The sequence below is a fragment of the Kitasatospora sp. NPDC058048 genome (assembly GCF_042885555.1).
In the GTDB taxonomy this organism is placed as follows: Bacteria; Actinomycetota; Actinomycetes; order Streptomycetales; family Streptomycetaceae; genus Kitasatospora; species Kitasatospora lactacystinica.
In genome coordinates this window covers 42,708-68,065 of sequence record NZ_JBHVRT010000044.1, presented here as the reverse complement: position 1 = coordinate 68,065, position 25,358 = coordinate 42,708, and the positions used below count along the sequence as shown (strand labels likewise).

The 25,358-nt window shown below is 73.9% G+C and carries 23 protein-coding genes; 5 read left to right on the top strand and 18 right to left on the bottom strand.

What is annotated here, in order from left to right:
- Positions 1 to 215: 215 nt before the first annotated feature.
- Both ACFVVA_RS34255 and ACFVVA_RS34250 read right to left on the bottom strand, forming a co-directional pair.
- On the bottom strand, positions 216 to 1,172 hold the full coding sequence (locus ACFVVA_RS34255; RefSeq protein WP_387694643.1) for a hypothetical protein: 957 nt from the start codon (positions 1,170 to 1,172) through the stop codon (positions 216 to 218).
- Between the two features lie 138 nt (positions 1,173 to 1,310).
- Positions 1,311 to 2,231, bottom strand: a complete 921-nt coding sequence (locus ACFVVA_RS34250) for an NAD-dependent epimerase/dehydratase family protein (RefSeq protein WP_387694642.1) — start codon at positions 2,229 to 2,231, stop codon at positions 1,311 to 1,313.
- Positions 2,232 to 2,378: 147 nt separating this feature from the next.
- Here ACFVVA_RS34250 and ACFVVA_RS34245 point away from each other — a divergent pair, with 147 nt between their 5' ends.
- Together ACFVVA_RS34245 and ACFVVA_RS34240 are read left to right on the top strand one after the other, a co-directional pair.
- A complete protein-coding gene (locus ACFVVA_RS34245) occupies positions 2,379 to 3,098 on the top strand; it encodes a TetR/AcrR family transcriptional regulator (protein WP_387694641.1) in 720 nt (239 codons plus the stop codon).
- A 460-nt stretch (positions 3,099 to 3,558) separates the two neighbouring features.
- A complete protein-coding gene (locus ACFVVA_RS34240; protein WP_387694640.1) occupies positions 3,559 to 5,772 on the top strand; it encodes a glycoside hydrolase domain-containing protein in 2,214 nt (737 codons plus the stop codon).
- A 126-nt stretch (positions 5,773 to 5,898) separates the two neighbouring features.
- Here ACFVVA_RS34240 and ACFVVA_RS34235 read toward each other — a convergent pair whose 3' ends face one another.
- On the bottom strand, positions 5,899 to 6,717 hold the full coding sequence (locus ACFVVA_RS34235) for a proline hydroxylase (protein WP_387694639.1): 819 nt from the start codon (positions 6,715 to 6,717) through the stop codon (positions 5,899 to 5,901).
- A 326-nt stretch (positions 6,718 to 7,043) separates the two neighbouring features.
- Here ACFVVA_RS34235 and ACFVVA_RS34230 point away from each other — a divergent pair, with 326 nt between their 5' ends.
- Positions 7,044 to 8,009 (top strand): serine hydrolase, encoded by a 966-nt coding sequence (locus ACFVVA_RS34230; RefSeq protein WP_387694638.1) that lies wholly within the window; start codon positions 7,044 to 7,046, stop codon positions 8,007 to 8,009.
- A gap of 47 nt (positions 8,010 to 8,056) precedes the next feature.
- Here the strand turns inward: ACFVVA_RS34230 and ACFVVA_RS34225 are convergent, their stop codons facing one another.
- The 8 genes from ACFVVA_RS34225 to ACFVVA_RS34190 form a co-directional block, all read right to left on the bottom strand.
- Positions 8,057 to 9,016 carry a hypothetical protein gene (locus tag ACFVVA_RS34225; protein ID WP_387694637.1) on the bottom strand — a complete coding sequence of 320 codons (960 nt, stop codon included), beginning with the start codon at positions 9,014 to 9,016 and terminating at the stop codon, positions 8,057 to 8,059.
- A complete protein-coding gene (locus ACFVVA_RS34220) occupies positions 8,998 to 10,284 on the bottom strand; it encodes a hypothetical protein (RefSeq protein WP_387694636.1) in 1,287 nt (428 codons plus the stop codon). Before ACFVVA_RS34220 ends, ACFVVA_RS34225 begins: the two co-directional genes overlap by 19 nt.
- 60 nt (positions 10,285 to 10,344) lie before the next feature.
- A complete protein-coding gene (locus ACFVVA_RS34215) occupies positions 10,345 to 10,665 on the bottom strand; it encodes a chaplin family protein (RefSeq protein WP_387694635.1) in 321 nt (106 codons plus the stop codon).
- A gap of 137 nt (positions 10,666 to 10,802) precedes the next feature.
- Positions 10,803 to 11,444, bottom strand: a complete 642-nt coding sequence (locus tag ACFVVA_RS34210; RefSeq protein ID WP_387694634.1) for a nucleotidyltransferase domain-containing protein — start codon at positions 11,442 to 11,444, stop codon at positions 10,803 to 10,805.
- A 185-nt stretch (positions 11,445 to 11,629) separates the two neighbouring features.
- Positions 11,630 to 12,229 carry a class I SAM-dependent methyltransferase gene (locus ACFVVA_RS34205; protein ID WP_387694633.1) on the bottom strand — a complete coding sequence of 200 codons (600 nt, stop codon included), beginning with the start codon at positions 12,227 to 12,229 and terminating at the stop codon, positions 11,630 to 11,632.
- A gap of 136 nt (positions 12,230 to 12,365) precedes the next feature.
- Positions 12,366 to 13,442 carry a tRNA (adenosine(37)-N6)-threonylcarbamoyltransferase complex transferase subunit TsaD gene (gene tsaD / locus ACFVVA_RS34200; protein ID WP_387694632.1) on the bottom strand — a complete coding sequence of 359 codons (1,077 nt, stop codon included), beginning with the start codon at positions 13,440 to 13,442 and terminating at the stop codon, positions 12,366 to 12,368.
- 168 nt (positions 13,443 to 13,610) lie between these two features.
- A complete protein-coding gene (locus tag ACFVVA_RS34195) occupies positions 13,611 to 14,270 on the bottom strand; it encodes a fasciclin domain-containing protein (RefSeq protein WP_387694631.1) in 660 nt (219 codons plus the stop codon).
- A gap of 113 nt (positions 14,271 to 14,383) precedes the next feature.
- Entirely contained in the window at positions 14,384 to 16,021 is a 1,638-nt protein-coding gene (locus ACFVVA_RS34190) for a molybdopterin-dependent oxidoreductase (protein WP_387694630.1), read from the bottom strand.
- Between the two features lie 341 nt (positions 16,022 to 16,362).
- On the opposite strand from ACFVVA_RS34190, the gene ACFVVA_RS34185 reads away from it, so the two are divergent.
- Complete coding sequence (locus ACFVVA_RS34185) at positions 16,363 to 16,947, top strand: sigma-70 family RNA polymerase sigma factor (RefSeq protein ID WP_387694629.1); 585 nt, start codon at positions 16,363 to 16,365, stop codon at positions 16,945 to 16,947.
- Entirely contained in the window at positions 16,944 to 17,693 is a 750-nt protein-coding gene (locus ACFVVA_RS34180; RefSeq protein WP_387694628.1) for an anti-sigma factor domain-containing protein, read from the top strand. The genes ACFVVA_RS34185 and ACFVVA_RS34180 overlap by 4 nt, the downstream gene beginning before the upstream one ends.
- Before the next feature lie 142 nt (positions 17,694 to 17,835).
- On the opposite strand, the gene ACFVVA_RS34175 is transcribed toward ACFVVA_RS34180, so the two are convergent.
- The 7 genes from ACFVVA_RS34175 to ACFVVA_RS34145 all read right to left on the bottom strand — a co-directional run bounded on the left by ACFVVA_RS34175 (position 17,836) and on the right by ACFVVA_RS34145 (position 25,317).
- Complete coding sequence (locus ACFVVA_RS34175) at positions 17,836 to 18,333, bottom strand: MarR family winged helix-turn-helix transcriptional regulator (protein WP_387694627.1); 498 nt, start codon at positions 18,331 to 18,333, stop codon at positions 17,836 to 17,838.
- A 19-nt stretch (positions 18,334 to 18,352) separates the two neighbouring features.
- On the bottom strand, positions 18,353 to 19,081 hold the full coding sequence (locus ACFVVA_RS34170; protein WP_387694626.1) for an alpha/beta fold hydrolase: 729 nt from the start codon (positions 19,079 to 19,081) through the stop codon (positions 18,353 to 18,355).
- 201 nt (positions 19,082 to 19,282) lie between these two features.
- A complete protein-coding gene (locus tag ACFVVA_RS34165; protein ID WP_387694625.1) occupies positions 19,283 to 20,395 on the bottom strand; it encodes a hypothetical protein in 1,113 nt (370 codons plus the stop codon).
- Positions 20,396 to 20,570: 175 nt separating this feature from the next.
- The gene (locus ACFVVA_RS34160) at positions 20,571 to 21,437 is read right to left on the bottom strand and encodes an alpha/beta fold hydrolase (protein ID WP_387694624.1); all 867 of its coding nucleotides are present in this window, start codon (positions 21,435 to 21,437) and stop codon (positions 20,571 to 20,573) included.
- A 19-nt stretch (positions 21,438 to 21,456) separates the two neighbouring features.
- On the bottom strand, positions 21,457 to 22,602 hold the full coding sequence (locus ACFVVA_RS34155) for a glycosyltransferase family 4 protein (protein ID WP_387694664.1): 1,146 nt from the start codon (positions 22,600 to 22,602) through the stop codon (positions 21,457 to 21,459).
- A 62-nt stretch (positions 22,603 to 22,664) separates the two neighbouring features.
- On the bottom strand, positions 22,665 to 23,726 hold the full coding sequence (locus ACFVVA_RS34150; protein ID WP_387694623.1) for a fatty acid desaturase family protein: 1,062 nt from the start codon (positions 23,724 to 23,726) through the stop codon (positions 22,665 to 22,667).
- Positions 23,727 to 23,976: 250 nt separating this feature from the next.
- Positions 23,977 to 25,317 (bottom strand): cytochrome P450, encoded by a 1,341-nt coding sequence (locus tag ACFVVA_RS34145; protein ID WP_387694622.1) that lies wholly within the window; start codon positions 25,315 to 25,317, stop codon positions 23,977 to 23,979.
- Between the last annotated feature and the right edge of the window lie 41 nt (positions 25,318 to 25,358).

Sequence of the window (25,358 nt, the reverse complement as noted above, 5' to 3'; positions counted from 1 at the left end):
TGTGGCCGGCATGATCTTTTCAGCGGCGGGATCGTCCTGCGGGTGAGCCTGGGGCGTTTTGGCCGCTCGCCACGGCGGCGAGTTCGCCCGCGCTCACGTCGGTCCCGGGGCGGCCGAGCAGCGCCCGCAGGTGGTGCGGGCCCTTGTCGCCCTCGGCGGCGCCGAACTCCTCGAAGGCGGCGGCCTCGCGCGCGGGGACTGCCGGCCGAGGTCGGTCATGCCGGCGCTGCTGTCCGGCGCCGGTGTGGCACAGGGTGGTGCCGGGCGACCGCGACAGCGGACGCCACGGTGCCAACGGCCAGCAGGGCCACGGCTGTCAGGGTCGCACCGTCGGGGTGGACGAGCGACTGGCCGCGCAGCGCTTGCCAGGTCAGGATCGCCAGCACGCCCGCGTAGGTCCCGGTCGCCACCAGGACCAGGCGTAGGCGCGTCCGCTCGTCGGCCAACCGCGGGAACCGGCGGGACAGTGCGATCAGCAGCCAGGCGACGAGCGGGACGGCCTGCAGCGCGTGCATGCCGACGAAGTGGGGTATGCGCAGGTCGCCGCCGGTGCTGCTCCAGTCGGTGATGGCGATGCCGGGTGAGTCGTCGGGGACGCCGACGCTGTGTGCCCCCACGATGCCCACGGCGGCGCCGCTGCGCATGGCACCGAGTTGGGCAGGGGTCGGGCTGGTCATGAGGAAGCCGAGTGCCATGCCCACCAGTGCGAGGAGCAGGCCCAGCCGGACGGACCAGGTGGCCGCGCGGTCCCCGGTCCGCTCGCGGAACAACCTGGCCGCGATGCCGAGGTTGGCCAGCCACAACGTGACGATCGAGGCGGCCATCGCGAACCAGAGGCCGGCGTCCAGCGGTGTGGCGACGTTGAAGTGGCTCTGCCTGCCGCGGAGCACCTGGCCGACGACGACCGCCATCTCGAGGACGTTGGCGGCGGCGATCGTCGTTCCGAGCCACCAGACCCAGCGGGGGGCCGTGCGGCCCAGGGACAGCATCCACGCGAGGGTCACCGAATAGATCGCGATGGAGAGGGAGAACTTGAAGGGCTTCAGCCAGATCGGCTCCCCGACCAGGATCCGGTCGTCGACCGCGAGGCCGACGGCGGATGCCAGGGCGAGGGCCGCCATGGCGGCGGCGAGCAGTACCAGCGGGCGGTGCCAGCGGCGGATCGTCATCATGTCCTCGGAGAGTGGACTGCGCCGCGTCGCTCTGTGCCACGCTGCGCTCGGAGTTGATTCACTGGGCGCGGCTTCGGCCGGCTCCTGGCTTCGCCGCAGGGTCTGCACAGCCCGACAGCCGATGCCGCGTACGTGGTGCTACCGGCTGAGCCGCGCCTGCCACCACTCGACGGTTGCCCCCAGCGCCTCGTCGATCGGGGTCGGCACCTCGCCGAAGGTCGTGGTGTACGCCTGGGAGTCGAGCACGAACGGCCGGTCGAACTGGTACTGCACCTCCCGCAGTTCCCCGAGCATGGGGTTGACCAGGCCGGCCAGGTGGAGTGGCCACCAAGGGATCCGGCCGACCCTGGCCGGCGGCAGACCCGCCAGCCGGCACAGGTGCCGGACCGCCTCCCGGGTCGACAGCGGCTGGGCGGTGGGAACGTGCCAGGCGCGCCCCCACGCCCGCTCGTCGGTGCCGAGCCGTACGAGCGAACGGGCGATGTCGGGGACATAGGTGAAGCTGTGCGGTGCGTCCGGGTTGCCGATCAGCCTGACCGCACGGCCGGCCAGGAGTGCGGGCATCATCCGCTGGGCGAGGTGGCCGGCCGCGGTGACGCCGGGCCCGAAGAAGTCCGAGGCCCGCGCCTCCGCGACGCGGATCCGGCCGGCCTGGTGCCGGGCCAACGCGTCGCGCCACATGCCGATGCGGACCCGGGCCTTGGTGCCGGTGCCTGCGAGCGGCAGGTCCTCCGTGATGGGGGCGTCGACGGGGCCGTAGCCGTACAGGTTGCCCATCGTCACCAGCACCGAGCCGGCGGACTCCGCCGCGTCGAGGAGGGCGTTCGAGATCGGCGGCCAGTCGGTGGGCCACCGGTGGTACAGCGGGCTCGCGCAGTTGTAGATCACCTCGGCGCCCTTGGTGGCTTGTCGGAGTGATGCCGTGTCAGTGACGTCGAGCGCCGTACTCCCGTTGCCGCCGGAGCGACTCAGGACGACGACCTCGTGACCCTGTTCGTCGAGCAGTCGCGCCGTGGTGGCGCCGACGGGGCCCTTGCCAATGACGATGTGCCGTGCCATGCGGGTCCTCCTGGAGAATTGAGAGAGCGGTGCTCTCTTTATCGAGCAGTGCTCTCTTCGCCGAGGAGTGTTCTCGCAGTGGTGGGGAGAAGTCAAGAGCAGTGCTCTCTCTTGTGTGCACTGCTCTTGAATGACAGGATGGGCGGCATGACGGCATCGCAGACCGCGCGGCAGCTGGCCCGCGCCGAGCTCACTCGTGCGATCAAGGAAGCCGCCACTCGCCAGCTCGCCGAGACCGGGGCGGCCGCGTTGTCGCTCCGCGCGGTGGCGCGTGACCTGGGCCTGGCCTCCTCGGCGCTGTACCGCTACTTCCCCAGCCGGGACGCACTGCTCACCGCGCTGATCATCGACGCGTTCAACGCGGTCGGAGCGGCCGCGGAGTCAGGGGCGGCGTCCGCCGCTCCCGCCGATCCGGGCGCCCGGTGGCTTGCCGCATGCCGGGCGGTCCGCCAGTGGGCCCTGGCCCACCCGCACGAGTTCGCCCTGGTCTACGGCTCGCCCGTCCCCGGCTACCAGGCCCCCACCGACACGGTCGACCCCGCCACCCGGGTCACCCGCCTGATGGCCGGTCTCGTCGTCGAGGCACGCGCCTCGGGGCTCCTGCGACCCCCCGCGCAGCCGCTCCCCGGTCCGAGGCTCGTCACCCAGCAGGTGCTCGACAGCGCGGGCGGGGCGCCGGCCGAACCGTACGCGGACCTGGTGGAACGGTCGCTCACCCTGTGGATCTCCTTGATCGGCACGATCAGCTTCGAGCTGTTCGGTCACCTGAACGAGGTGATCACGGACTACCCCGCGTACTTCGACGCCGCCATGACCATCGCAGCCGAGGCGATCGGGCTCCATGTCCTGTCGCCTCCTCCTGCGTGACACCCCACTACCGAGTTCGTTTCGCTGCGCACTGCGCCGCCGGTTGACCGTACGCCGGTGGCGGTGGCGGTGGCGGTGGCGGTGGCGGTGGCGGGACACGGATTCGCCGACGACGTCATCTGATCGAGTGCATACGTCGGATGCCTTCCGCGCATCCGAATTCTCGTATGCGAATTATCCGGTCCGGCAGTGCGGGGTCCGTTGTGCCGCCGGTGGCGCACTGGGCGTCAGCGGCAGCCTCGCCCCCGGTCGGAGCGGCGAACAGATCCGGGCGGCCGCCCGGATGGATCGACTGAATCAGGCGGAATGTCCGGTAGCGGCGGCTGACGGACGGTCGGCTGACGGGAGGGGCCTGTGGCGGCACCCGTCGAGGGCGTGGATATCGTGGCCGACGCCGCGCGGCCGACTCCTCGGCGTGCGGTCTTTCGTCACGTCAGGAGAGAACTGGGTGAAGTCCCCAATGACAGCGCTCCGGAGCGCAGCGGCCGTCGTGGCGGCCGTGCTGATGGCGGCGCCCGCCGTCGCAGGCTCCGCCGTAGCGGCTCCCGCCGCGAGCCCGGACACCAAGTCGGTGACGTACCAGGGCCGCGTCTTCCAGGTGCCTTCGGCCTGGCCGGTGGTGGATCTGGCCGTGGACCCGCAGGCCTGCGTCCGCTTCGACCAGCACGCGGTGTACCTCGGTCACCCGGGCGAGCAGCAGGTCTGCCCGCCGCGGTTGACCGGCCGCACTGAGGCCCTGCTGGTCGAGCCCGCCGAGGGCGCCGCGCCGGACCGGGAGGGCTCCAACCCGGTCGCGCAGACGGTCCGGGCGACCGACGGCGTCGTCGCGGTGACCGGGACGTACGACACGGACCAGCCGCTGGTGCGGCGGATCATCACCGGCGCCGGACTCACCCCCGCGCCGACGCACCGGCCGCAGCCGGCGCCCGCCGGGCCCGGGACGGCCGCCGCCCCGAAGTCCGCCGGCACCGCCGCCCCGAAGTCCACCGCTGCCGCGCCGTCCGGCCAGGCCATGGCCGCAGCCGCCGCACCGGCTGCTTCGGCCGCGGCGGCGTCGGTTCCCGCGTCGGCGACGAACTACACCGGCAAGGGCTTCGATGCCTGTACGGCGCCCTCCGGTGCCGCGATGAACGCGTGGATGGCCTCCTCCCCGTACCGGGCGGTCGGCGTCTACATCGGCGGCGTCAGGCGGGCCTGCGCCCAGCCGAACCTGACGGCCTCCTGGGTCCAGCAGCAGCAGGCCGCGGGCTGGGCCTTCATGCCGATGTACGTCGGTGTGCAGGCCCCGAAGATCAGCTACCCCGCCACCGAGGGCGCCAACGCCGCCGACGACGCGGTGAGCCAGGCCCAGGCCCTCGGCTTCGGCCCCGGCACGATCCTCTACTACGACATGGAGGCGTACACCACCCCGCAGTACTCGGCCGCGGTGCTCGCCTTCCTCACCGCCTGGACCAACGAACTGCACGCCTGGGGCTACAACTCCGGCGTCTACAGCAGCTCCTCGTCCGGCATGAAGGACCTGGCCGCCAACGCCGGCAACAGCGCCTACACCATGCCCGACGCCGTCTTCAGCGCCAACTGGAACGGCAGGGAGGACACCGCCGACCCGTCGATTCCGGCCGGCTACTGGAACAACCACCAGCGGGCCCACCAGTACGCCTCGCCGCAGAACGCGGAGAACTGGGGCGGCTACGCGATCGCGATCGACCAGGACTACCTGGACATCCAGCTCACCGCCGCCCCGCCGTCCCAGTCCTCCGCGTTCTTCCTCGGCGTGCGCCAGAGCTCGGGCGCCTGGCCCGGCTTCAGCCCGCTGACGGGCGGCGCGGGCGTGTTCCGCGGCTCGGAGGCCGCGATCACCGGGCTGCCGGGCGGCTCCTCGCAGGAGCTGGGCATCGGCCTGGACGGCCGGCTCTACCACGGCGTCCGTGCCGCGAACGGCAGTTGGAGCGGCTTCGCCGGGGTGCCCGACGACGGCACGCCGGCCACCCAGGCCCGCCGGACCGGCATCGCGGGCATGCCGGACGGCTCCTCGCAGGTGGTGACCGTCGGCAGCGACGGCAACGTCTACCACCGGATCCGCTCGGCCGACGGCAACTGGTCGGGCTACGGGGCGCTCCCCGGGGTCGGCACCCCGACGATGGGGGCCTCGGACATCGCCATCGCCGGCCTGCCCGACGGGTCCGCCCAGGTCCTGGCGATCGGCAACGACGGGAACGTCTACCACGAGACCCGCTTCTCCAACGGCAGTTGGAGCGGCTTCGCCCCGCTCCCGGGTGTGAACAGCTCGCGGATGGCGGCCTCGCGGGTGTCCATCACGGGGCTGCCGGACGGCTCCTCGCAGGTCCTGGTGATCGGCGGCGACGTGAACATCTACCACGAGGCCCGCTTCGCCGACGGCAACTGGTCCGGCTTCGCCGCCCTGCCCGGCAGCGGCACGCCCACCATGGCCGCGCGGGCGGTCGGCATCGCCGGTCTGCCGGACGGTTCGTCCCAGGTGGCGGTGATCGGCAACGACGGCAACCTCTACCACGAGACCCGCTTCACCAACGGCGCCTGGTCCGGCTTCGCCGCGGTCCAGGGCGCGTACGGCGCGAGCACCTTCCCGGCCCAGCGCGCCGCCATCGCGGGCCTGCCGGACGGCTCCAGCCAGCTGGTGGCCACCCGGAGCTGACCCGGACACATCCCACCGCCTCACCACCCCGGCGCCCCCGCCCCCGGTACGTCCCGGGGGCGGGGGCGCCGGCCGACCCGTCCGGCAACACGTCGGCGAGGGAGCGCACCGGGGCCGGGGCGACGGTCAGGACCAGACGATCAGTTCGCCGTTCATGGTGAATCCCAGGAAGAGGGAGACGGTGATCCGGCGGCCGCCCTCGAAGTCCCGCACCTGGTGGAAGTTGCGGCAGTCGAAGAAGACGCCTTCGCCGGGCTCGGCCCGCACCGTGGCCGACGGCGCGTCGGCGACGACCTCGGGGGCCCAGCCGTAGCCGTCCCTGCGGGTGTCGTCGGCGGGGATCCAGCGGTGCCGCCAGACGGTCAGCGCGCCGCCGTGCCCGGCGACGGTGAGGTGCAGGTTGAAGGCGAGTTGCACGAGGGGCTGGTCGTCGAGGCGGCCGGGGAACTCCCGCACCACCTCGTCGTAATGGATCTTCGATCCGGTGGGGAACTCGCGGAGGATGCCCACGTGCAGCGGGCGCCCCCCGATGGTCGCAGGGCGCACCGGAATGCCGAGCTCGGTGCCCAGCCGCCGCATGAGGGTCACCGCCGGGTCGGTGCCGCCGTAGAGGTCGCGGGCGGCCTTCCGTGCCTGCTCCGCCTTCTCCCAGTAGGCGTCCCGGACCTGGCCCTGCCCGTAGTAGTCGTACACCGCGGGGCCGAACTTCAGGATCGGCGGGTCGAGCCGCTCCTCGTCGTAGGGCTCGAAGTCGGCCTGCTCGATGCGGGCGACGAGGTCGCCCAGGTCGCCCGGGTCGCCCCGGAGCAGGTCGGGCACCCGGACGATCGCGCAGGTGCCGGCGGCCAGCCGCTGCAGAGCCTCCCGCAGCTCCCCGTCCCCGGCCGTCTCCGCTCCGAACATCGCCTCGTCGTCGTCCTCGTCCTCGTGCCGGGTCGGTGTCATGGCAGCGGTTTTCCCCTCGGTGAGAGGCCGGACGGAAGGGCGGCGGCATCCACCCCGGGGCCCCGCGGGCGGCTTCGGGCAGCGGGGTCCGGCGCCTTGGTCGCCTGGTGCCACGTGTGGGGCCACGCGCCCGCTCGGCCTGTCGCACAAGGTCACTATCCCTTCGCCACGGGTCGTGGGCGAGCGTGCTCGTCCGGCCGGGTGACAGCCCGAGGGGCAGGTGTCAGTAAACGTCCATCCTGTCCTCAGACTGTTCAAAGGGGCGCGCTCTAGCGTCATCCAGCATGTCGAAGCGAAGCGTCCCCCCGACAAGGGTGTTGGCACCCGTGAGCGTCCTCGCAGCCGCCGGGCTCATCTTCGCGGTGCTGCAGGGACATTCGGGCGGAACGGACGGCGGGTCGCCCATGTCCGTCCAGGCCGACTCGGCTCCGTCCCGCTCGGTGACCTCCTCGGCGCAGGTGGCCTCCTCGGCGCCGGTGACCCCCTCAACTCCGGCGACCTCTTCGACGCCGGTGGCCCCCTCAGTGCCCGTGACGCCCTCGGCGGGCACCGAGGCCGGTCCCACCGTCCCTCCCGCCCCGGTCGCCGGCGCGGCTCTGCGCAGCGCCGCCGCGCAGGCCGACGGCGCGGTGTCGGTCTCGGTCACCGACCTGGCCACCGGGCAGTCGCTCGCCTACGGTGCGTCCGGGCACGCCTTCGCCACCGCCAGCATCGTCAAGGTCGACATCCTGGCCACGCTGCTGCTCCAGGCCCAGGACCGGGGCGCCGGGCTGAGCGACGCGCAGCAGAGCCTCGCCGCCGAGATGATCGAGAACAGCGACAACGACTCGGCCACGGCCCTGTGGAACGCGATAGGCCAGGAGGCCGGTCTGGACGCCGCCGACGAACGGTTCGGGCTGACCTCCACCGTGGCCGGCACGGACGGCTACTGGGGCCTCACCTCCACCACCGCCACCGACCAGGCGCAGCTGCTGCGCCAGGTCTTCACCGGCGACTCGATCCTCTCGTCCGCCTCGCGCGACTACATCCGGCAGCTGCTCGGCCAGGTCGAGAGCGACCAGCGCTGGGGTGTGAGCGCGGCGGCGACCAGCGGCGCGTACGCGGTGAAGAACGGCTGGCTGTCGCGGGATGCGGACGACCTGTGGGTGATCAACAGCATCGGGATGGTCGAGTGCGACGGACACGAACTGCTGATCGCGGTGCTCTCGGACGGCAACGGGAGCGAGGACGCCGGCATTTCCCTGGTGCAGTCGGTGGCGCAGGCGGCTGCCGGTTCGATGAACGGGAGTTGAGCAACGTCCGGACCCGGCGGAAAGCGCGGTGGCCAGGTCTCGGCGGATCAGCCTCCGGTCGGGGCGGCACGGGGAGGCAGGAGGCCGCCGTGGTGCTGCTGGAAGAGGCGTTCGTGCTCGGCGCTGAAGTGGCTGCGCCAGATGCCGACGGGGAGCTCGCCGCTCGCGGGCCCGGGCAGGGCGGCGGCGAGGGCCGAGGCCGGGTGGGGGTGGCCGATGGCGGTCAGGAGCCGCTGCAGGGCGCGGTCGCGGGCTTCGGCGGTGCCGCCGTGGGCGGGTCCGGCGAGCTCCTCGTGGGTGAGCACGCAGACGGCGGGGTGGCGCAGCAGCCACTGGCAGCGGTGGGCTTCGCGCATGCCGGGGAAGCCCGGGTCGGTCAGGGCGAGGGTGATCCTGGCGTCCATGGTGGGCAGGGCGCCGAGGATGTCGCGGTAGACGAGGTGTTCGGGCATCGAGCCGACGTGGCCGGCGGGTCGGGAGAGCAGGCTGATCTGCTCGATGACGCGGTCGCGGACGTCGCGGTGGTGGTAGACGATCGGCGGTCGTGCGGTGGTGTGCCAGGCGCGCAGGAAGCCGGCGTCGGCTCGTTCCAGGTCGAGGTTGTTGACGTACCAGCAGCCGCGGCCCGGCAGCAGGCGGGGAAGTTCGCTGTCGGGGACGCGGGACAGGCGGTCTTCGAGGACGGGGTCGACGGGTGAGGCGGCGGTGACCGGTTGGCCCAGGCGCTTCCACCAGACCCGCCACAGGGCGGTCACCGCCAGCTGGAAGGCGGCCTCCAGCTCGACCCGGTCGTCGCGCTGCCGCAGCAGCAGGCGTCCGGCTCTCTCCTGGCCGTAGGCGGCTCGGAGCACGGGGGAGACCTCGCCGGGGCCGGGCCGGTCATCGCCGTCCTGCTCGATGCCGCTCATGGTGCCGTAGGGGGTGTAGCCGAGTGCGGTGGTGATGCGGGCCAGCAGGGGAGTGCCGCTGCCGCGCGGCGAGACGACGATCAGCTGGGGCGCGGACATGGGAGGGCTCCCGGGAGCGAGGCGGCGACGGGGGTGCGGGGTGCGCGGGCCGGGGCGGCGGGCGGGGAGAGGAGGAGGTCCTCGTAGGTGTGGTGGCGTCGGGTGGTGAGGCGCTCGTGCAGCAGGGCGGCGGCGCGGGCGTGCTCGCCGGTGTCGACCAGCGCGCGGGCCAGCGTGTCCTGGACGATCTCGCGTTCCACCCGTACGCCGCCGATGCGCTCCACCTGCCCGCCCAGGCGGGTCAGGAGGTCGACGGCCGCGTGGGAGCGGCCGGTGGTCACGTGGGCGAGGGCCTGGACGACCGGGGCGAGGACCTCGCGGTAGTCGGGGCGCTCGTCACCGGCCGCCAGCCGCGCCAGGGCCTCGAGGTCGTCGGTGGCCGACTCGACGGCCAGGGCCAGGGCCAGGTTGAAGGTGTGGAAGACCTCCGCCATTCCGCCCTGCCCGGCCAGCAGGGCCCGTACGTGGTCGAGGTCGCAGCGGCCGGCGGGCTCCTGCCCGGCCAGCAGCAGGCGCCAGTTCGTCGCCGAGCGCATTCCCACGTCCGCACGGCCCAGGACCTCGTCGGCCCGCCGACGTGCGTCCGGGAAGTCCCCGCAGGCCAGCGACTGCAGGGCGGCGTGCCAGTTCAGGTGCTTGAACTGGACCGCCCGCGGGTCCTCCGCCAGCCACCGGTCGAGGAACGCGACGGCGGCGGGGCCGGCGCCCAGGTGCTGCTCGGCGTGCGCGCGGGCGTGCGCCGCGAGTCCGGCGCGCGGAAACCGGTCCAGCGCCTGCGCGGCCAGGTCGAAGGCCTCCTCGGCGCGGCCCTGCTCCGCGCGCGTCCACGCCAGCCTGCCCGTCCAGGGCCAGCTGTCCGCGCCGACCAGGGCGTGCTGCCGCTCGGCCAGCGCGTCACCGTGCGCGCGGTAGTCCGGCTCTCCGCAGGCGTGGAAGGCGTCCAGCATGAGGGAGGCCACCTCGTCCCCGGGCCACTGCGCGAAGTGCGCCACCAGGTGGTCGGCCGTCAGCCGGAACTGCCGGTGGGTGTACAGGAAGACCCCGTACACCAGGCTCGCCGACCGTGCGTCGGCCGCCTGCGCGTCCCGGTACGCGACCACCAACTCCTCCCGCAGCACCTCGTCGCCCAGGCCCCCTCCGGTCGCCAGCACCAGGAGGGCCCGCGCCACGCCCAGCCGCGGAAACTCGTCCGCCCACTCCCGCAGCAGCGGCACCGCGCGCCCGCTCAGAGCCGCCAACTCCCGTACCGCCGCGTCCTCCACCGACACACCCGCCGCCCCGGGACCGGCCCCGGCGCCACCGCCTCGCACCACGTCGGGCCCGCCGGATCAGACGCTCGACATGAACACGGCCGTGCAGACGATTCCGCTGCTCCCGCAATGATTGCGGGGCAGGCTCAGCGGCAGACCGAGCTGATTGCCCGTCACCGTGCCGCTGTCGGCCACGGTGCCGCCGGTGGCCTGCGTGCCGCCCTGGTTGACACAGGAGTTGCCGAACACGGCGTTGCCCGCACCGAGGATGTCGGCGTGGCCGACACCGGCCGGGGCGAGCGCCGCTCCCACGGCCGCACCCACCACCGCCACCCGCTTGCCCACGGCGCGTCCACCGGTGCCCGTGCTCTGCCGTCCAGCACCCGTCACCAGGCTCATCGTGCCCCTTCCCGGCGCAGCCCCGGCGAAAGCCGGTCCCTGCGCAGACCTCGCCCGGGCAACCGCCCGGCGCGGTCTGGTCAACGACGGAACCGTGCTCCGGATACGCACCATCGGGTCGGTGCATCCGGGGCCGGCTACAGGGCCGCGAGCCAGGGATGCCCGGGGTGTACGCGGGCGAGCAGCCCGGTCAGGGTCGCGCGCTGAGCCGGGGTCATGTGCGGGACGGTCGCGTCGAAGTCCGATTGGTCCTTTCGGCGGACATGTTTGGCCTTGAACAGCAGGACCAGTTCGGGTGCCAGGTACGGGATGCCGTCCCGGGTGCGGAGGATGATGTCGGGGTAGGGAAGCCGGATCGTCTCATCGCGTCGGCAGATCCACGTGTCGCCGTCGTGCGGTTCGCGGAACACGTCGAGCAGGTAGTTTCCGGTGACCGGATCGCGGAGCCAGGTCTGGTGTACGGCGGCCAGCACCTCCGGTGCGGCGTCCTCCCAGATCCGGCCGCTGCCTGCCGCGTCGAAGACGTACCCGGGGAAGCGGGAGCGGACCTCGGGGAAGCCCGCGGCCGGAATCGCGATCTCGATGTCTCCATGAGCGCGCGTCCGCCTGCCGCGGAACAGGTCCAGTGCCCAGCCCGCGGCGACGTACCAGGGTGTGCCGATCCCGGCCAAGCGCTGCGCGACCTCGCTCGGGGTCCAGCAGGACGACCATCTGGCGTCGAGGGCTTCGATCTCCTCGGGTGACAGCTCGATGCCGCCGCCGGGCAGTTGCTCGCTCACCGCAGGAATCTATCAGCGGGCTCGAAGGCCCCGGCCGGGTTCGACGCAGGAGGCCGACGGGTCCTGGGGCCGTACGTCGCTGACGCGGGCCGCCGGGCCCAGGGGCCGGCGCTCCGAAAACTCCCCGCGCCGCGCCGCTCCACGGGAGGGTGTTCGTCGACAGAGCGCCGGCTCTGGAGACGGGGTCAACTCTGGGCGCGGCTCAGGATCCAGACGCCGTAGGCGTCGTTCGCGGGGTGCAGCTGGTAGGTTCCGGCCCGCAGGTCGACGCGCAGTCCGGCGGCGGTCAGGTCCGCTTCGAACTCCGCCACCGTGTAGGTCCTGGCGTGCGGCGGCGGGTCCTGGAGGTGGAAGCCGACCAGGATCCGGCCGTTCTCGCCGAGCACGTCGCGCATCGCGCCCAGTGCCCTGCGTTCCGTGCCCTCGGCGAGGAAGACGATGACGTTGCCCACGCAGACGACCAGGTCGAACGGGCCGTCGTCGGGGCCGAGGTCGAGGATGTCGCGTTCCTCGATCGGCAGCCCGGGGTAGGTCTCCCGAGCCTGCCGGACCAGGGCCTCGTCGGGCTCGATCGCGACCACGTCGTGCCCCCGCTGCAGGAGCGCGGCGGCCACCCGCCCCATGCCGGCGCCGGCGTCGAGCACTCGGGCACCGCGCGGCAGGAGCGTGTCGGCGAGCCGGGCCTCACCGTCGACGTCCTCGCCCGCGGAGATGAGTTCGGCGAATCGCTTGCCGAAGTTCCCGCTCTGCCCCGCCTCCTGCCAGCGGGTTCGCCTCGTCGTCATCGGTATGAGCTCTCCGTGCGGCAGCGTGGTCCTGTCCATTCCCGCATCCTAAGGCGAGACCGCCGGCACCGGTCATGGCCACTGAACGCCCACCGGTGGGCCCTGGCGCGGTGCGGCCGCCGCACCGGGAGGGCCGTTACGCGGCCCGGGCCGGGGCCGCCGGGGCGAGCGGGGAGAGTGCCGCGTATTCCAAGGGGGCGGACGGGTCGATCGAGAGGTTCATCGGGGAGGGGGCGGCGCCCGAGCGGACCAGGAGGTCGCCGATGGCCGCGATCATCGCGCCGTTGTCGGTGCACAGGCGCAGCGGCGGCACCCGCAGGGTGATCCCGGCCGCGGCGCACCGCTGTTCGGTCAGGGCACGGATGCGGGAGTTGGCGGCGACCCCGCCGACCACGACTAGGGTGTCGATCCCGTGGTCGGTGCAGGCCCGGACGGCCTTGCGGGTGAGGGTGTCGGCGATGGCCTCCTGGAGCGCCGCGGCCGCGTCCGGGACGTGCGGCTCGGCGCCGGCCGCCCGTCGGGCCTCGACCCAGCGGGCGGCGGCGGTCTTGAGGCCGGAGAAGGAGAACGCGTACGGGGGGTCGTTGGGTCCGCTGAGCGGGCGGGGGAGGCGTACCGCCTTCGGGTCGCCGTCGCGGGCGGCGCGGTCGATGGCGGGCCCGCCGGGGTAGGGCAGGCCGAGGATCCGGGCGACCTTGTCGAAGCACTCGCCGGCGGCGTCGTCGAGGGTGTCACCGAGGTGGACGATCGGGTCGCGGGCGAGGTCGCGCACCAGCAGCAGGGAGGTGTGCCCGCCGGAGACGATCAGCACGACGCACGGGTTCGGCAGGGGTTCGCCGTCCAGGGCGGCGGCGGCGACGTGTCCGGCGAGGTGGTGGACGCCGTAGAGGGGGACGCCGAGCGAGAAGGCGTAGCTCTTGGCCGCCGCGACCCCGACCTGGAGCGGGCCGGACAGGCCGGGTCCGGCGGTGACGGCGACGGCGCCGACGTCGGCGAGGGTGAGTCCGGCCCGGTCGAGGGCCTCGCGGACCACGGGGGCCATCGCGTGGACGTGGGCGCGGGCGGCGATCTCCGGTACGACCCCGCCGTAGCGGGCGTGCTCGTCCATGCTCGACGCGACCGCCTGTCCGAGCAGGACCCCGTCGCGGACGAGACCGGCGCCGGTCTCGTCGCACGAGGATTCGATCCCCAGCACCACCGGCGAGTCCGGCATCACGCGCACCCCTTATTGCTGATTGCTGTGCAACTGCAACTATTGTGCAATAAGGCCGAGGGTGCTGGTCCGGCAGGTCCGGTTTCCCCGGTCCGTCCCGCAGGAGGTCCACCGGGCCCGTCGGCGGCCCGCGATCGGGCGGGCCGCCGGCGGGACGCGAACGGCGCGTCAGGAGGCGGGCATCAGGACGGTGTCGACGATGTAGACGGTGGCGTTGGCGGTCTGGACGTTTCCGCACAGGACCTTGGCGTCGCCGTCGACAGTGAAGTCGGGGGCGGCGCCGGTGACGGTGAGGTCGTGGGTTTCCAGGGTCTTGTGGCCTCCGGCGAGGGCGGTGGGGGCGAGGCGCTGGGGAACGACGTGGTGGGTGAGGATCCTGGTCAGCGTCTCCTTGTCGGCGAGGGCGGCGTCCAGGGTGGCCTTGGGAATCTTGTCGAAGGCGTCGTTGGTGGGCGCGAAGACGGTGAGGTTCTGCGCGGAGTTGAGGGTGTCGACGAGGCCCGCCTGCTTGACGGCGGTCACCAGGGTGGACAGCAGCGGGTTGTTGGAGGCGGCGGTGGCGACCGGGTCCTTGGCCATGCCCGTGAAGGAGCCGGCTCCGTCCTTGGGCACGGCCGCACAGGCGGTGCCGAACGGCCGGTCGCTCATGGCGGCACCGGCGGCCGACGCGGTGGTACCGGCCGCCGGCGCGGCGGCGGGGGCCTTCGACGGGGAGACGGAGGCGGAGGGCGACCCGGAGCCGCTGCCGCAGGCCCCGAGGCCGAGGGCGAGCGCGGTCGCGGCGAGGACGGCGGTGACGGTGTTGCGGCGGCGGGTGGTGACGTTCATCGCAGTGATCTCCTTGTGCGGGTGCAGCGGTCGGCCCCTCGGGCGGACCGCCCCGGACAGTGCCGGGTACGTGAAGGTGGCCCGGTGGAGGCCGGGCGGGTCGGCCGGGGCTCTCAGGTGACGGTGACGACGGTGCTGTGCCAGCCGGTGGCGCCGGACGGGTAGGGGGCGGCCCGGTCCCCGGTCTGGACGGCGCCGGTCGCATCGGTCGCCCGGACCTCGATCCGGTGGGTGCCGGGCGCGGCCCCGGGCCAGGTGTGGGTCCACTGCCGCCACAGGTCCGTTCCGGCGTCGGCGGCGAGCATCGCCTGCTGCCAGGCACCGCCGTCGATCCGGACCTCGACCGCGGCGATGCCGCGGTGGGTCGCCCACGCGGTGCCGGCGACCGTGACGTCCCCGGCGGGTACGCGGGCGAACGGGGCCGGGACGTCGATGCGCGAGGCGGTGCGCACCGCACCGGTGCGGTCCCAGCCCCGGCGCACCCAGTACGGATCGAATGCGGCGAAGGTGGTGACGTCCAGGTCGACGAGCCATTTGGTGGCGGAGGCGTAGCCGTAGAAGCCGGGGACGACGCTGCGGCAGGGGAAACCGTGGGCGACGGGCAGGGCCTCGCCGTTCATCGCGACCGCCAGCAGTGCGCGCCGTCCGTCGAGCACCGGCTCCAGCGGCGTGCCGATGGTCATGCCGTCCTGTGAGCGGCCGACCAGCTGGTCCGCGCCGCGGTGCACGCCGGCACGGCGCAGCAGGGCGGGGAGGGAAGCGCCGAGCCAGCGGGTGGTGCCGACGTAGGGGCCGCCCACCTCGTTGGAGACGCAGGACAGCGTGTGGTCCATTTCCTCCAGGGGTTCGTGCAGCAGGTCGTCGAAGGTCAGCAACAGCGGGTGGTCGACCATGCCCCGGATGCGCAGGGCCCAGCGCCGCGGGTCGATACGGGGGAGTGCGAGCGCGGTGTCCACCCGGTAGAAATCCGTGTTCGAGGTGACGAACGGGGGCAGGCCCGCGACCTTCGGACGGACCGGGGGCGGCAGGGGCGGCAGCGGTTCCACGGCGGGCGGGATGCGAACGGACGCGCGGACGGCGCCGACGTCGAAGAGGCGGTCCGTCAGGATCCTGCCTCCCGTGACCGCGACCGCGCCGACGGCGATCGTCCCGCCGGTGACGGCGAGAACGGCCCGGCGGGTGGTGCCTTCGGGCCCGGTGCGCCGCTCCGGGCGGGCGCTCTCGTCGGTGGGACGTCCGATTGTGAGGACCGTGTTCACCGGCTGTGCGGCCGACCTCGTCATGCGTGCGAGGGCGAGGACGGTGGCCGCGCCGACGACGCCTGCCACGAGGGCCGGTACGACGTCCGCCGCGCCCGCTCCCGGCCGGGAGAGCGCGGCCCGGGCACCCAGCACGCCGAAGGCCGCGAAGACGCCCGCTGCGGTCTTCGGGCGGCGAGCGGACAGCCATCCGGCACCGGCGGCGAGCAGGGCCGCCGTCAGGTGGATTCCGCCGAGCAGCACCGTCTTGTCGTACACGCCGAAGGTGCGGACGGCGTATTCCTTGAGCGGGGTCGGCGACAGGTCGACGGCCGCGGAGCCCACCGCGACGACCGGCGCGGTGTCGGGCCCGGTGAAGGCGGCGGCCAGGTCTCCCGCACCGAGTGCGGCCGAGGCGGCCGCCAACCCGGTCGCCGCTGCGACGCCGACGCGGCGGAGGCGGTCGGGGCGGCCGCGGAGGAGCCCGGAAGCGTCGGATGGATTCTTGCTCACGCCGAGGGTTCGAGGCGCCCGGGGCCGCGGATGGGTCGCCGCGCCGGACTCACCCGGACGGGTGGGGCGGCAGCCGGCATTGACGGTGGGCGCAGCAGGCACGGCCCGGCTCCGAGGGCCGGTCCGCAGGATCCGCGTGTCCTCCGGAGCCGGTGACCGGGCGTACCGGCAGGCGGTGCGGCCAATCCGGGCGCGGGCCCGCTCCGAAGGGCGGATGTGAGTTCCGCACCGTCCGCCCGGCCGAGACCGCACCGCCGTCCCGCCGGGACCATGAGGAGGCCCTCGATGTCTGCCGTCCGCCGATCGGGCTCGAAGCCCGCCCAGTGCGAAGGAACGGACGGATGAGCGCCGTCGTCCACCTGTCCGGTCCCGGACGGCCGGTACCGGACCTGACGGAACTCCTCGCCCGCGTCGCGCGCGGGGACCAGGACGCGTTCTCCCGGCTGTACGACGTGGTGGCCGGTCCGGTGCTGGGGCTGGTGCGCAGGGTTCTGCGCGATCCCGCGCAGTCCGAGGAGGTCGCCCAGGAGGTGTTGCTGGAGGTGTGGCGCACCGCCGCCCGCTATCGGGCCGAGCGCGGTGAGGTGATGCCGTGGGTGCTGACCATCGCGCACCGGCGCGCGGTGGACCGGGTCCGCTCGGCGCAGGCCGCCTCCGACCGCGACCAGCGCGTCGCGGCAGCCTCCCACACCCCGGCGTTCGACGAAGTCGCCGAACAGGTCGAGGGCAGACTGGAGCGCGAGCAGGTCAGGCGCTGCATGAGGACGCTCACCGAACTGCAGCGGGAATCGTTGACACTGGCGTACTACCGCGGTTACACCTACCCCCAGGTCGCCGAGGTGGTCGGCGCACCGCTGGGCACGATCAAGACCCGTGTGCGCGACGGACTGATCCGTCTGCGCGACTGCCTGGGGGTGGGAGCATGACCGCCGCCGACCTGCACACCCTGACCGGCGCCTACGCCGTCCACGCCCTCTCCCCCGCCGAAAGCGCGGAGTTCGAAGGCCACATGGCCGACTGCCCGGCCTGCGCCCAGGAGGTGGCCGAGTTCGCCGCGACCCTGGCCAGGCTCGGGGCCGCGCAGGCCGTCGTGCCGCCCGAGGCCCTCAAAGCCCGGGTGATCGCCGCGCTGCCCGGCGTGCGGCAGGAGGCGCCCCGGACCGCCGCTGTGCCCGGCGCGGGCCTCCGGTCCGGCCGGAGGGCGGGCGGGTGGACGAAGTTCGCGCTGGCCGCCTGCCTCGCCGTCGCGGTCGGCTCCGGTGGCCTCGCCGTCCAGCAGTACCGGCAGGCCGGCGACGCGCGTGCCCGGGCGGCCGCTGTCCAGCAGCAGGCGGACCGGCTGACGGGTCTGCTGACGGCGCCCGACGCCCGCACGGCCACCGGAACCGCGTCGGGCGGAACCGGCGTGGGGACGGTGGTGTGGTCGCACGACCGCGGTCAGGCCGCCTTCCTCGCTTCCGGCATGCCCACCCCGGCCGAGGGCACCACGTACCAACTGTGGTTCAACGACTCCGGAACGATGCGATCGGCCGGGCTGCTGTCCCGTGGGGACGGCGGGCTGGTGCTGTCCGGGCCACTGGGCGGGGCGACGGGTGTCGGCGTCACCGTGGAGCCCGCCGGGGGTTCGACGCACCCCAGTGGGGTACCGGTCATGCTCCTGTCGCTCACCTGAGAAGGCGTGCGGTCCCGCGGGCTCCGGACTGTCCGGTCCGGGTGCCTCGCCGGGTCGGCGTCGATTCATTGGTGGGGCGGCGGCCCCGTACCCGATCCGGCGGCGTCCCGGGCCGTCGCCGGCCGTCGCCGGCGGCAGGGCCTCACCCGGAGGGCCTGTCGCCCACGGTTCCGCGTGCTCCCCGGTCGAGGCCGAGGCGTTTGTTGAGGGCCTCGCCCGAGGGGAGGGGGTCGATGAAGTTGTGCAGGAAGGCGAGCATCGCGTCGGTGTCCAGGCCCTCGCAGGCGGCGTCCATCGAGGCGTAGAGGAACTCTTCGATCCCGGCGACCGCGGTGGCCAGGCGCTCGCCCTCGGGGGTGAGGCTGAGCTGGAGGTAGCGGCGGTCCTCGGCGTCGGTGCGGCGCTCGACCAGTCCGGCCGCGACGACGCGTTCGACCAGCCGGCTGGGGTTGGTGCCGCTCTCGCAGACCAGGAGCTGTCCGAGCCCGTTGAGGCTCAGGGTGCCGTGCTGCTGGAGCAGGCGCAGCACCTCGGCCTGCGAGGGGGTGATGCCGTGGGGTTTGAGGGCCTGGATCAGCAGCCGGTTGCCTTCGCGCTGGGCTGCCAGGATCGCGAACCGCAGGTGCTCGGCCTTGCGCATCGATGTCCTTCCGGGTGGTCTACGGGGCGGCGAGGAAGTTCTCGACCGCGGCGGCGTAGGTTACCGGGTGCGAGAAGCGGAACATGTGGCCGGTGCGCGGCAGCACGACCTCCCGGGCGTCGGGGATGCCCGCGAGCATGACCTTCGAGGCGTTCTCGCCGATCAGCACGTCGTGCGAGGGGGTCAGGATCAGGGTCGGGACCTGGACCCGGTCGAGCACGTCGACGTAGTCGGCCGCGAAGACCGCCGACACGCGCGCACCGAAGGAAGCGGCCGGGGTGTTGGCGAGGAACAGTTCGCGGCTGCGCGCCTCGCTCCAGGGCACCTGGCCCTCGCCGTCGAACGGGGAGGCGAGGCGGTGGGCGTGGAACCGCAGCGTCAGCTGCCGGTAGAACGGGCCGGGAGCCTTGCCCATCACCTGGCCCAGTGCCTTCATGGGCTTCGAGTCGATCGGGTTGGCCGCGAATCCGCCGGACACGACCAGGGCCCGCAGGCCCCGCGGGCGGCGGGTGGCGAGGGCGAGCGCGATGTTCGCGCCGAACGAGTCGCCGACCAGCACGTAGTTGTCGAGGTCGGCGATCGCGTTCTCGACGTGGTCGGCGTAGCGCTCGATGCTGTCGACGCCTTCGGGCAGGCGCAGCGTGCGCTTGGGGGTCTCGCCGTAGGGGGCGAGCTGTTCGGCACTCCACGGGGCGCCGGAGAAGCAGGGGATGAAGACGAGGGTCGGATTCTTCGCTGCAGTGTTCATGGAAAACATGTTACACGACACATGTGTTGCGTCATATGTTGAGCGCGGGATGCCGGCGGCCGGAGGCGCCGAGTGATGCCCGGCGGCTCATGTCGCCCTCGGACCGCTCCGCGCAAAGGCGACGGCGGGGCGGGGCCGGGTATCCGGACCTCCGCCCCGCCGTCGCTGCGGGGTGGTGCTGGGCGCGGTGGGCGGGTTCGGTCAGTAGCCGACGATCTGCAGACTGGAGTTGACGGTGAGGTAGAAGGTGTGGGCGTCGGGTCCGAGGGCCAGGCCGGTCACCCAGTTGAGGCCGGTGATGCCCTCGGCCGGGACGAGGGTGTTGGTCGCGGTGTCCAGGACGAGGACCGAGGCCTTGCCGTCGCTGCTGGTGAGGTCCTGCTGGACCAGGTACAGCCGGGTGCCGTCCGCGCCCACCGACGGGTTCTGCAGCCACTGGCCCGGGGCGATGTCCAGGGTGGACAGGGCGTCCGTGGCGAGGTCGACGGCGTAGCCGGTGCCGCTGTTCCCCACGCCGTAGAGCCGGGTGCCGTCCGGGGAGAGGGCCAGGCTGGGGACGGAGCCGATCGGGGCGGCGATGGCGCCGGCGACGGTCGGGGTCCCGGTGCCGGTGTCCAGGCGGACCAGGTTCTCGTCGGTGGCGGCGTACACCGCGTCATCGGCCGGAGGCGTGACGATCGAGCCCAGGTAGCGGCCGGGGACCGGCACGGCGGCGGTGAATCCCTGCTGCGGGGAGAAGGACAGGACCCGGGCGCTCGGCTCGGCCGGGCGGTGGTAGCGGGCCGGTCCGTCCTGGCCGACGTAGACCCTGGCGCCGTCCGCGCTGACCGCCAGCGAGGTGAGCGCCCCGGGGAGGGTTCCGTCGGGCCGCGGCTGGTCCGGTGCCTCCGTGCTGGAGACGACCGTATCGGTGGCCGTGTCGATGGAGGCCAGGCTGGACAGCGGTGCCTTGCGGGCGGTCGAGAACAGCACGTAGACCCGCGAGCCGTCGGGGCTGACGGCCAGCGGTCCCGGACCGGCCCCGAGCCCGGTGGACAGCGTGACCACCGCGGTGATCGCCCCGCTCTGGGTGTCGACCACCTTCACCTTGGCGCCGTTGATGCTGTCCTTCACCGCGACGTACGCCTTGCGCCCGTCCGGGCCGACCGTCACCGAGGCGGGTGACGAATCCAGCTCGACGGTCCGCGGGACACCCGGGACCGGCCCGCCGGACGTGCCGGTGACGGCGCCGGCGGAGCCGGACCCGGCGAGCAGCAGTGCCGCGCCCGCCGCCAGGGAGCCTAACCAACGGGCCTTCGACAAAAGCGAGTTCATGTGACCCTCCGCTTCGGACACCGCGGGTCCCCGCGGTGGAAGGCAAAGGCTACGGGACGTACCCGTACGGGGTGCGGCTTCAGGTTCCGGGGCCGGGGCGGGCGGTGACGGACACGGTAATGGGTGCGGTAACGGGTGCGGGGCCGAGGGCGGCCGCCGCCGGGCGGCGCGCGGTTCACCCGCCGGGCGTGCGACGGGACTCCGCGAGCAGGGCGCGGAAGGCCGTGGCCACCGCGCCGGGGTGTTCCTGCATGGCGACGTGGCCGACGCCGGGCAGGGTGAGGAGCCGGGCGTCGCGGAAGGCGGCGTAGGCCCGGGCCGCCGACCGGAAGGGGACGAGGCGGTCCTCGCGGCCGTAGACGAGCAGGGTGGGGGCGGTGACCCGGTGGGCCTGCTGCCAGGCCGAGGCCTCGCCGGCGGGGCGCAGGTGGGATCGGACGACGGCGCGCACGCCCTGAGCCAACATTTGCTGGGCGTAAGGGAGTTCGGCGCGGCGCAGGCGTTCGCGCGCCTCCGTCGCCCGCTGTTCGGCGTCGACGCGGGACGGGTCGGCGTAGATCAGGCCGTAGAGGTCGTCGAGCTGCCGGTCGGGGCTCCGGGCCGACAGCAGCCGGGCGTACAGGCGGTGAGCGCCCGGCAGGCCCAGCAGGGAGATCCGCAGGGCCTGCGGCGGCGGGAGGGCGGGCAGGACCGGCGAGACCAGGGTCAGGGTGGAGACCAGCTCCGGGCGGTGGGCGGCGAGGTGGAGGGCGGTCAGGCCGCCGAGGGAGTTGCCGACCAGGTGGACGCGGCGGTGCCCGGTGCGGTCGAGGTGGCGGGCGACGGCCGCGGCCTGGCGCCGGACGGTGACGAGGCCGTCGGGCGGGGGAGCGGAGCGGCCGAAGCCCGGGAGGTCGAGGGCCAGGCAGTGCACCGACGGCCGGAGGTGCTCGATCAGGGCGGCCCAGTTGTGGGTCCAGCCGCCCAGCCCATGCAGGAACACGGCGGTCCCGGCGTCCGGGCGGGCGCCGGGTACGTACTCGGCGGCGAGCGGTCGGCTCATGACGGTTCGCTCCCCGCTCTCACGCGCGCCGTGCCGCGGAGGACTCCGCCACCGCGAGCCGGTAGTGGTCGAGGAGCCGGTCGCCGACCGCCTCCCAGCTGCGTTCCGCCACCGATGCCCGGCCGGCCCGGCCGAGCGTTCGGCGCAGTTCCGCGTCGCGGGCGAGCCGCTCTACCGCCTCCCGGAAGCCACCGGCCGCGCCGGGCGGCACGAGGAAGCCGGTGCGTCCGGGGAGGACGATGTCGAGCGGTCCGCCGGCCGCCGGGGCGACGACGGGCAGACCGCTGGCCATCGCCTCCTGGAGGGTCTGGCCGAAGGTCTCGAACGGCCCGGGGTGGGCGAACACGTCGAACGAGGCGTAGAGCCGGGCGAGTTCGTGCCCGGTGCGGCGGCCCAGGAAGAGTGCGTCGGGCAGTGTGGCGCCCAGCCGGGCGCGGCACGGGCCGTCCCCGACCACCACCAGCCGTACGCCCGGGAGCCGGGACGCCTCGGCCAGCCGCTCGACCTGCTTCTCCGGTGCCAGCCGCCCGACGTAGCCGACCAGCACGTCACCGGGCCGGCCGAGGTGGCGGCGCAGGGCCTCGTCCCGGTGGCCGGGGTGGAAGCGCACGCAGTCGACGCCGCGCGGCCACAGGTGGACCCGGGGGATCCCGTGGGCCGCCAGGAGGTCGAACGAGGCCCGGGACGGCGCCAGGGTCCGCGCGGCCGCCGTGTGGATGTGCCGCAGCCGGCGCCAGGCCAGCCGGGCTCCGGCCGCGCCCGCGAAGGGCAGGTAGGTCCGGGCGTAGGCGGCGAGGTCGGTCTGGTAGACGGCGACGGCGGGGACGCCCGCGCGCCTGGCCGCTGCCGCGCCGGCGGCCCCGAGCGCGAACGGGCTCGCCAGGTGGACCACGTGCGGGCGGTGCCGTTCGACGGCGTCGGCCACCCGGCGCCCGGGGAGGGCGATCCGCACCTCGGGGTAGCCGGGCAGCGGGACCGACGGGACGCGGACCACCCGGTAGCCGTACGTCGCCCCGCAGTCCTCGTGCTCGCGCCGCTGCGCCGCCGGTGCCACCACCAGCGGGACGTGCCCCCGGGCGAGGAGGTGCTCGGCGGTGCGGAGCACGCTGTGGGCCACGCCGTTGAGCTGCGGGGCGAAGGACTCGGCGACGATCACCACCCGCAGCGGCCCGCCGTCGGGAGCCGGGCCGTCCGTGGCGGGCGCCGCCCGCCCGGGCAGGACCCCGCTCACCGGGCGGCCTCCGCCGCCACGGCCTCGGGCCGGGCCGGGACGGACCGGCCGACCGCGCGCAGGTCCCGGAGGATCTCCCGGAAGCAGGCGGTCAGGCCCGCCTCGGCGTACGGCACGCCGATCTCCGCGCAGTACGCGCGCACGATGCGCGAGGCCGGGAGCAGCGCCGGCACCGGCATGGCCGGGAAGAGGTGGTGCTCGATCTGGTGGCCGAGGCCGCCGAAGAGGAAGTGGACGAACCGGCCGGCCCGCAGATTGCGGGAGGGCAGCACCTGCCGCCGGAGGAAGTCGGTGCGCTGCGCGCCGGGGCCGGTCAACGGCATGCCCTTGTGGTTGGGGGCGAAGATGCAGCCCAGGTAGACGCCGAGCAGTGCCCCGAACAGCGCGGTGAAGGCGAGCGCCTGGAGCGGAGCGAGCACGAGGACGGTCAGGGCCGCCGCGAGGACGTAGTGCAGTGCGGCGAGGGTGCGTTCCAGGACGGGGTGTCGGACGGTGCCGCGGGTGAGGGTCAGGCCGGTGGCGACGAGCAGGCCGAGCGCCTGGAGGGAGAGCAGCGGGAAGAACAGCTCCGCCTGGTACCGGGCCATCAGGCGTCGCAACCCCCTTGCCCGGTCGGCCTGTTCGGCGGTTCTGGCGAAGAGGATGGCGTCGGCGGCCGGGTCGCGGCCCTCGTGGTTCGGGTGGGCGTGGTGCCGGTTGTGGTCGTCGACCCACCAGCCGTAGCTCATGCCGACCACCAGGTTCCCCAGCACGATGCCCACCAGGTCGGTCGTCCGGCGGTCGGCGAACACCGCGCGGTGCGCGACGTCATGGCCGAGCAGCGCCAACTGGCCCAGTGCGAGGGCGAACAGCGGTGCGAGGCCGAGCTGCCACCAGCTCGCGCCGAGCGCGACGAACCAGGCGAGCAGCCCCGCCAGCGCGGCGAACAGCCCCGCGCTCCGGCACGCGTAGTAGAGCGGGCGCCGACGCAGCAGACCGGCCTCGGCCACGCGCCGGTACAGCTCGGCGAATTCGCCGCGCCGGGCGGTCCCGGTACTCGGAGTGTCCTGAACGGTCATGCCACCAATCCGGTCTCGGGCCGCCACGGCCGGCCGTCGCCGCGCGGCGTGCCCCGGGCAGGGGAGCCCTGAGACTTCCGTACTCCACCGGTCGCTGTCCCGCGTCGCCGGTGAACGCAACCTGATCGAGTGGGTGGTGGGCGCGGGTTGACGGCCCGCTGTTCACGGGTCGAGAACCCGTACGGAACGCTGCCGGGGGAGCGGGACCGCCCCTGACTGCCGCCGTCGGCTACCGGCTACTGGCTACCGACTATCGGCTGAGCATGCGCAGCCGCAGCCGGTGCGGCCGCAGCACCGTGGCCAGCCGCACGGGGCGGGCGTCGGCCGGCCCGGGCGCCGCGACCGGCTGCCAGCGGCCCAGCACGGTGGCCAGCGCGATCGCCGCCTCGGCGCGTGCGTAGTCGGCGCCGACGCACTGTCGCGGCCCGTTGGCGAAACCGGCGAAGCCCCAGCGCGGCAGAGCGGCGGCCCGCTCGGGCAGCCAGCGGTCCGGATCGAAACGGGCGGGTTCCGCGAAGATCGACGGGTTGTGGTGGGCCACGTAGGAGCTGAGCAGCACCTGGCTGCCGCGCGGCAGGATGCGCCCACCCAGATCGGTCTCGCGGGTGCAGGTGCGCAACAGCACCCAGCCGGGGGGATGGAGACGCAGCGCCTCGGTCAACACCCGGGCCGTACGGGGCAGGAACGGCAGGTCGGCCCACTCGGCCGGGCGGCCGCCCGGCAGCACCGCGTCGAGTTCCGCCTGCAGGGCGGACAGCACCTGCGGATGCATCGTCAGCAGCCGTAGCGTCCACGAGAGTTGGGAGGCGGTGGTCTCCGATCCGGCCAGGAGCAGCGTGACCACCTGGTCGTGCAGCTCGGCGTCGGAGAGCGTGGAGCCGTCCTCGTCCCGGGCCGCCAGCAGGCCGGCCAGCAGATCGGTGTGCCCGGTATTGTCGGCCCGGCGGTCGCGTACGAGCTCGGCGACCGTCCGCCGCAGGGTGCGCACCGCCGCGTGGTAGCCGGGGCCCGCGGGCAGCATCAGCACCCGCCGCAACGCGCCGGCCAACGCGGTCTCGAAGGCGTGCTGCAGACGATCGGCCAGCGCGTCCGGCGCCTCGGTGCCCAACAGGCTGCGCGCCACCACCCGCAGGGTGAACCGGTAGCACGCCGGGAAGACCTCGACCACCTCGCCGTCCCGCCAGGAGGCGGCCAGCTGCGCCGCCTCGCGGGTCATCACGGCGGCGTACCCGGCCAGCCGCTCGGGCCGGAACTCCGGTTGCAGCAGCCGCCGTTGGCGTCGGTGGTCGGCGTGCGCACAGGTGGCCAGCCCGTTGCCGAGGACCCGACGGAAGCGCCGGTGGATCGCTCCGTCCTTGTCGAAGGTCCGGTCGTCCGCGTAGACCTGCCGCAGCAGTTCCGGGTGGCAGGGCACCACCATCCGGTTCGGTCCCAGCCGGACCTCCACCAGGTCGCCGTACCGGGACAGCCGCCCCAGGAACCCCGTCGGATCCCGCACCAGCGCGGGCAGGTGCCCGAGCACCGGCAGTGCCCCGGGCAGAGTCGCATGGGAGTACGTCGTGGGGGCGGGATCCCGCGCGGACGAGGACACCGGATCAGCATAGGTCCGCAGCCGGGCGGCGGGGCGGTTCG